This window comes from Streptomyces sp. NRRL B-24572, from assembly GCF_002156145.1.
Classification (GTDB): Bacteria; Actinomycetota; Actinomycetes; order Streptomycetales; family Streptomycetaceae; genus Streptomyces; species Streptomyces vietnamensis.
The window spans coordinates 1-5719 of record NZ_MWIG01000478.1; the positions used below are offsets into that span (position 1 = coordinate 1).

The window sequence follows — 5719 nt, forward strand, 5'->3', positions numbered from 1 at the left end:
GCGCCCTCGTCCTCGCCGTCGTCTACATGCTCTTCCCCCTGGTCTGGCTGCTCACCGCCGCCACCAAGGACGCCGGAGGCCTCCTCGCCGGAAACGCCTTCTCCTTCGAGGGCTTCGACCTCGGCGGCAACCTCTCCCGCCTCTCCGAGTACAACGACGGCATCTACTTCCACTGGTACGCCAACAGCCTCCTCTACGCGGGACTCGGCGCCCTCGCCTGCTCCCTGATCAGCGTCGCCGCCGGATACGCCTTCCACGTCTACGACTTCCGGGGCAAGGAGAAGCTCTTCGGCCTCGTCCTCCTGGGCGTGCTCGTCCCCACCACCGCGCTCGCCCTGCCGATGTACCTCCTGGCCAGCGAGATCGGCGTCGTCAACACCTACTGGGCCGTCCTGATCCCCGTCCTCGTCAACCCCTTCGGCGTCTACCTCTCCCGCGTCTTCTGCGCCGGCTACATCCCCGACGAGGCCCTGGAGGCCGCCCGTATCGACGGGGCCGGCGAGCTGCGCGTCTTCTGGTCCATCGGCCTGCGCATGGTCATGCCCGGCTTCGTGACCGTCTTCCTCTTCCAGTTCACCGCCGTCTGGAACAACTTCTTCCTCCCCCTGGTGATGCTCTCGGACCAGAAGCTCTTCCCGGTGAGCCTCGGCCTGTACGCGTGGAACAGCAACGCCCACGCCGAACCCGACTTCTACCCCCTCGTCGTCACCGGATCCCTGCTCGCCGTCATCCCCCTCGTCGTCGCCTTCGTCTCCCTCCAGCGCCACTGGAAGGCCGGTCTGACGGCCGGCAGCGTCAAGTGAGGAAGGCCAGTACCCACGATGCACCCGACCACTGACAACCGCCCGTCCCTCCTCCTCGCCATGGGCCCCGGGGTCGACGGACGCCTCCTCGCGGACGCCCACCGCACCCGCCTCGGGCGGCTCGCGCACACCGACCCCCACCTGGTGGCCCACGACCTGACCGCCCCGACCCCACGGGTCGCCGCCGCCCTCGCCGAGGCCGAGATCCTCCTGACCTGCTGGGGGGCGACCCCGCTCACCGAGGACGTACTGGCCCGGGCCCCGCGCCTGAAGGCCGTCGTCCACGCGGCCGGCTCCGTCAAGCACCACATCACCGACGCCTGCTGGGAGCGCGGCCTCCGCGTCACCTCGGCCGCCGCCGCCAACGCGCTGCCGGTCGCCGAGTACACGCTCGCCGCGATCCTCTTCGCCGGGAAGCGGGTCCTGCGCTCCGCCCAGCGGTACGCCGAGATCCGCACCGACGACACCTGGCTCGCGGAATCCACCCCCTGGGGCAACTACCGCCGCACGATCGGCATCGTCGGCGCCTCCCGCATCGGCCGCCGGGTCGTCGAGCTCCTCCGCCCCTTCGACTTCGAGATCCTGCTGTACGACCCGTACGTGACGAGCCCGCCGCCCGGTACCGAACTCGTCGGCCTCGACGAACTCTGCGCCCGCAGCACGGTCGTCTCGGTCCACGCCCCCCAACTCCCGTCCACCCACGGCATGATCGGCGCCGCCCAGCTCGCCGCGATGCCGGACGGCACCACCCTGATCAACACCGCCCGCGGCTCCCTCGTCGACGAGACGGCCCTCCTCCCCCACCTCGTCTCGGGCCGCCTCCACGCGATCCTCGACGTGACGGACCCGGAACTCCCACCGTCCGAATCACCGTTGTGGACCCTCCCGAACGTCCTCCTCACCCCCCATGTCGCCGGTTCCCTCGGCAACGAACTCCACCGCATGGCGGACCAGGCGCTGGAGGAGGTGGCGCGGTACGGGCGGGGGGAACCGTTCGCGGAGGAGGTCAGGGCCGCGGACCTGACGCGCTCGGCGTAGCGCGCAGACCTAGACTGGAAGGGTCCTACCTGGGTCGGGAGGCGTCATGACATTCGTGCAGATCATCGACTGCAAGACGAGCCGGGTCGAGGACCTGAACCGGCTCATGGACCGGTGGGTCGAGCAGACCAAGGGCAAGCGGACCGCGACGCACAGCATCGTCGGCAAGGACCGCTCCGATGCCTCGCACGTCGTGGAGATCGTCGAGTTCCCCTCGTACGACGTGGCCATGCGGAACTCGCAGCTCCCCGAGACCGACCGGATCTTCCGGGAGATGGTCGCGCTCTGTGACGAGATGCCGACCTTCACCGACCTCGACGTGGTCCGGGACGAGCAGATGTACAAGGCGGCCTCCCGCCGGTTCTTCGAGCTGGTCTCGATGCCCGGGGAGCTCCCGCCGCTCGACGAGGTGTTCGCCGAGGGGTACCACGACCACGATCCGAGCAACCCGACCGACGCGGTCGGCATGGACGCGGTGCGACGCGAGGCCGAGATGTGGCGGTCGGCGTTCGACTTCACCTTCACGGTCGACGACCAGATCGCCGACGGCGACCGGGTCTGCACCCGCTGGACCTGGAACGGCACCCATGTCGGCGACTTCATGGGCCTCCAGCCGACCGGGATGGAGGTGAGCATGACCGGGATGGTCGTCCACCGCTTCCGGGAGGACGGCAAGGCCGTCGAGGGCTGGTGGCAGTACGACATGCTCGGGCTCATGGGGCAGCTCGGCGCCGTGGAGGGCTAGACGCCGCCCGGAGCGGAACACCGAGGCCCGGTGCCCCCGCGACGGGGGCACCGGGCCTCGGTGGTCAGTCAGGTGCCTCAGTGGGAGTGGCCGTGACCGTGGCCGTGACCGTGGTCCGCCGGCTCCTCTTCCTTCTTCTCCACCACGAGGGTCTCGGTGGTGAGGAGGAGGGAGGCGATCGAGGCGGCGTTCTCCAGGGCGGAGCGCGTCACCTTCACCGGGTCGATGACGCCGGCCTTGACCAGGTCGCCGTACTCGCCGGTCGCGGCGTTGAAGCCGTTGCCCTTCTCCAGCTCCGCCACCTTCGAGGTGATGACGTAGCCCTCGAGGCCGGCGTTCTCGGCGATCCAGCGCAGCGGCTCGACGGCGGCGCGGCGGACGACCGCGACACCGGTGGCCTCGTCGCCGGTCTTGTCGAGGTTGCCCTCGAGGACCTTGACGGCGTGGACGAGCGCGGAGCCACCACCGGAGACGATGCCCTCCTCGACCGCGGCGCGGGTCGCGGAGATGGCGTCCTCCAGACGGTGCTTCTTCTCCTTCAGCTCCACCTCGGTGGCGGCGCCGACCTTGATGACGCACACGCCGCCGGCGAGCTTCGCGAGGCGCTCCTGGAGCTTCTCGCGGTCCCAGTCGGAGTCCGTGGACTCGATCTCGGCCTTGATCTGGTTGACGCGGCCCTGCACGTCCTCGGAGTTGCCGCCACCGTCGACGATGGTGGTGTCGTCCTTGGTGATGGTCACGCGGCGGGCGGTGCCGAGCACGTCGAGACCGGCCTGGTCGAGCTTGAGGCCGACCTCCTCGGCGATGACGGTGGCGCCGGTGAGCGTCGCCATGTCGCCGAGCATCGCCTTGCGGCGGTCACCGAAGCCGGGGGCCTTGACGGCGACGGCGTTGAAGGTGCCACGGATCTTGTTGACGACGAGGGTGGAGAGGGCCTCGCCCTCGACGTCCTCGGCGATGATCAGGAGCGGCTTGCTGGCGCCGGCCTGGATGACCTTCTCCAGGATGGGCAGCAGGTCCTGGATCGAGGAGATCTTGCCCTGGTGGATCAGGATGTACGGGTCGTCGAGGACGGCCTCCATGCGCTCCTGGTCGGTCACCATGTACGGGGACAGGTAGCCCTTGTCGAAGGCCATGCCCTCGGTGAAGTCGAGCTCCAGGCCGAAGGTGTTGGACTCCTCGACGGTGATGACGCCGTCCTTGCCGACCTTGTCCATCGCCTCGGCGATGAGCTCGCCGACCTGCTGGTCCTGCGCGGAGAGCGCGGCGACGGCGGCGATGTCGGACTTGTCCTCGATCGGGCGCGCGGTGGCGAGCAGCTCGTCGGAGACGGCCTTGACGGCGGCGTCGATGCCCTTCTTCAGGGCGGCCGGGGAGGCGCCGGCGGCGACGTTGCGCAGACCCTCGCGGACCAGGGCCTGGGCGAGCACGGTGGCGGTGGTGGTGCCGTCACCCGCGATGTCGTTGGTCTTGGTCGCCACCTCCTTCACGAGCTGGGCGCCGAGGTTCTCGTACGGGTCCTCGATCTCGACCTCGCGGGCGATCGTGACACCGTCGTTGGTGATGGTGGGGGCGCCGAACTTCTTGTCGATGACGACGTTGCGACCCTTGGGGCCGATCGTCACCTTCACCGTGTCGGCAAGCTTGTTGACGCCGCGCTCAAGGGCGCGACGGGCGTCCTCGTCGAACTTCAGGATCTTCGCCATGGGAGCGGTTCAGCCCTCTCGGATTCAAGGTGGAACGAACTGCGCCCCCGGACGCCCGGTGCGGGGTCAAGGGGCGCAGCTCAAAGCATCTGCTTCAGATACTTCGGCGAATTACTTCTCGACGATCGCGAGCACGTCGCGAGCCGAGAGGACGAGGTACTCCTCGCCGCTGTACTTCACCTCGGTGCCGCCGTACTTGCTGTACAGCACGATGTCGCCGGTCTTGACGTCGAGCGGCAGACGCTCGCCGTTCTCGAAGCGGCCCGGGCCCACGGCCAGGACGACGCCCTCCTGGGGCTTCTCCTTGGCGGTGTCCGGAATGACCAGGCCAGAGGCGGTGGTCTGCTCGGCGTCGAGCGGCTGGACCACGATGCGGTCCTCGAGCGGCTTGATGGCAACCTTGGAGCTGGTGGTCGTCACGATCCGACCTCCCCCTTCGGAGATCTCACGGGGTTAACTGTCTGAGGTGGCGACCAGGTGGATCCGTCGTCGCGGGTGCCGGACCTGCCCGTCGCTGTGTTGGCACTCTCCAGTGGGGAGTGCCAGAGCCGAGACTATGACCGCGATTAGCACTCGGTCAAGCGGAGTGCCAATTCATCGCTCCGTGGCGTGACGGGACGGACTCCTCCGGCCTCCTCGCAGCGCTTCTCGTCCACCACCGTCCGCACGGTCTTGGCCTTGACCGGCGCGGGCCGGGGCCCCACCCGCTCCGCCGCCTTCCGGCCGAGCCGCCCGATCGGGTCGACCGACGGGGCGCAGGCGGGGAGGGCGAGCAGCGCGCCGGCCACGGCGAGGGCGGCGACCCGTCTCATACGTAGTCCTCGAGCTTCGCGACCGCGTACCCCTTGGACGTGATCACGTTCATCACGCGGCGGATCATGTCCGGCATGGTGCCCTTCCAGTCCCCCTTGCCCCGGAAGTGGGTGAGCACGATGTCGCCGGGGTGCAGGTCCCGGTCCCACTCGCGCCACTCCATGTGGTCGGGGAAGGCCTCGGAGGCCCAGAGCGGGACCGCCTTGACGCCGCAGGACTTGGCCGCGACCAGCGTGTCCTCGTTGTAGTTGCCGTAGGGCGGGCGGAAGAGCGGGGGCCGCTTGCCGAACCGCTTCTCCATGACGTCCTGCATGCCGCAGATCTCGCGCTTCTGCTCGCTGTACGAGAGGCCGGGCAGGTAGCGGTGGTTGAGGGTGTGGTTGTGCAGGGCGACGCCGGACTCCTCGGACTTCTGCATCTTCTGGAAGTAGCCGTAGTCGTCCTTGACGAGGTAGTTGCTGAGGAAGGCGCTGTAGGGGATCCGCAGCTCCTGCATCATCTTGATCAGCCGGGGGTCCTTCTCCGCGCCGTCGTCGATCGTCAGGAAGACGACCTTCTGCTTGGTCGGGACGGTGGTGAAGACCGGCGGCAGGCCCTCGCCGTCGGTCTCGAAG

General features: G+C 68.9%; 7 protein-coding genes. 3 read left to right on the forward strand and 4 right to left on the reverse strand.

Features of this window, described 5'->3' with window-relative positions:
- From CCN56_RS27170 to CCN56_RS27180, 3 genes are all read left to right on the forward strand, one after another.
- A partial coding sequence (locus CCN56_RS27170; protein ID WP_086830594.1) for a carbohydrate ABC transporter permease occupies window positions 1–803 on the forward strand: 803 nt, incomplete at its 5' end.
- Between the two features lie 18 nt (window positions 804–821).
- Complete coding sequence (locus tag CCN56_RS27175; protein WP_086830595.1) at window positions 822–1841, forward strand: hydroxyacid dehydrogenase; 1020 nt, start codon at window positions 822–824, stop codon at window positions 1839–1841.
- A gap of 46 nt (window positions 1842–1887) precedes the next feature.
- On the forward strand, window positions 1888–2586 hold the full coding sequence (locus tag CCN56_RS27180; RefSeq protein WP_086830596.1) for an ester cyclase: 699 nt from the start codon (window positions 1888–1890) through the stop codon (window positions 2584–2586).
- A 77-nt stretch (window positions 2587–2663) separates the two neighbouring features.
- Here the strand turns inward: CCN56_RS27180 and groL are convergent, their stop codons facing one another.
- The 4 genes from groL to CCN56_RS27200 form a co-directional block, all read right to left on the reverse strand.
- Complete coding sequence (gene groL, locus CCN56_RS27185) at window positions 2664–4292, reverse strand: chaperonin GroEL (protein WP_086830597.1); 1629 nt, start codon at window positions 4290–4292, stop codon at window positions 2664–2666.
- A 111-nt stretch (window positions 4293–4403) separates the two neighbouring features.
- Complete coding sequence (groES, locus tag CCN56_RS27190; RefSeq protein ID WP_010471835.1) at window positions 4404–4712, reverse strand: co-chaperone GroES; 309 nt, start codon at window positions 4710–4712, stop codon at window positions 4404–4406.
- Between the two features lie 146 nt (window positions 4713–4858).
- On the reverse strand, window positions 4859–5104 hold the full coding sequence (locus CCN56_RS27195) for a hypothetical protein (protein ID WP_086830598.1): 246 nt from the start codon (window positions 5102–5104) through the stop codon (window positions 4859–4861).
- On the reverse strand, window positions 5101–5719 hold a 619-nt coding region (locus tag CCN56_RS27200), incomplete at its 5' end, for a polysaccharide deacetylase family protein (protein ID WP_086830599.1). The genes CCN56_RS27195 and CCN56_RS27200, both read right to left, overlap by 4 nt.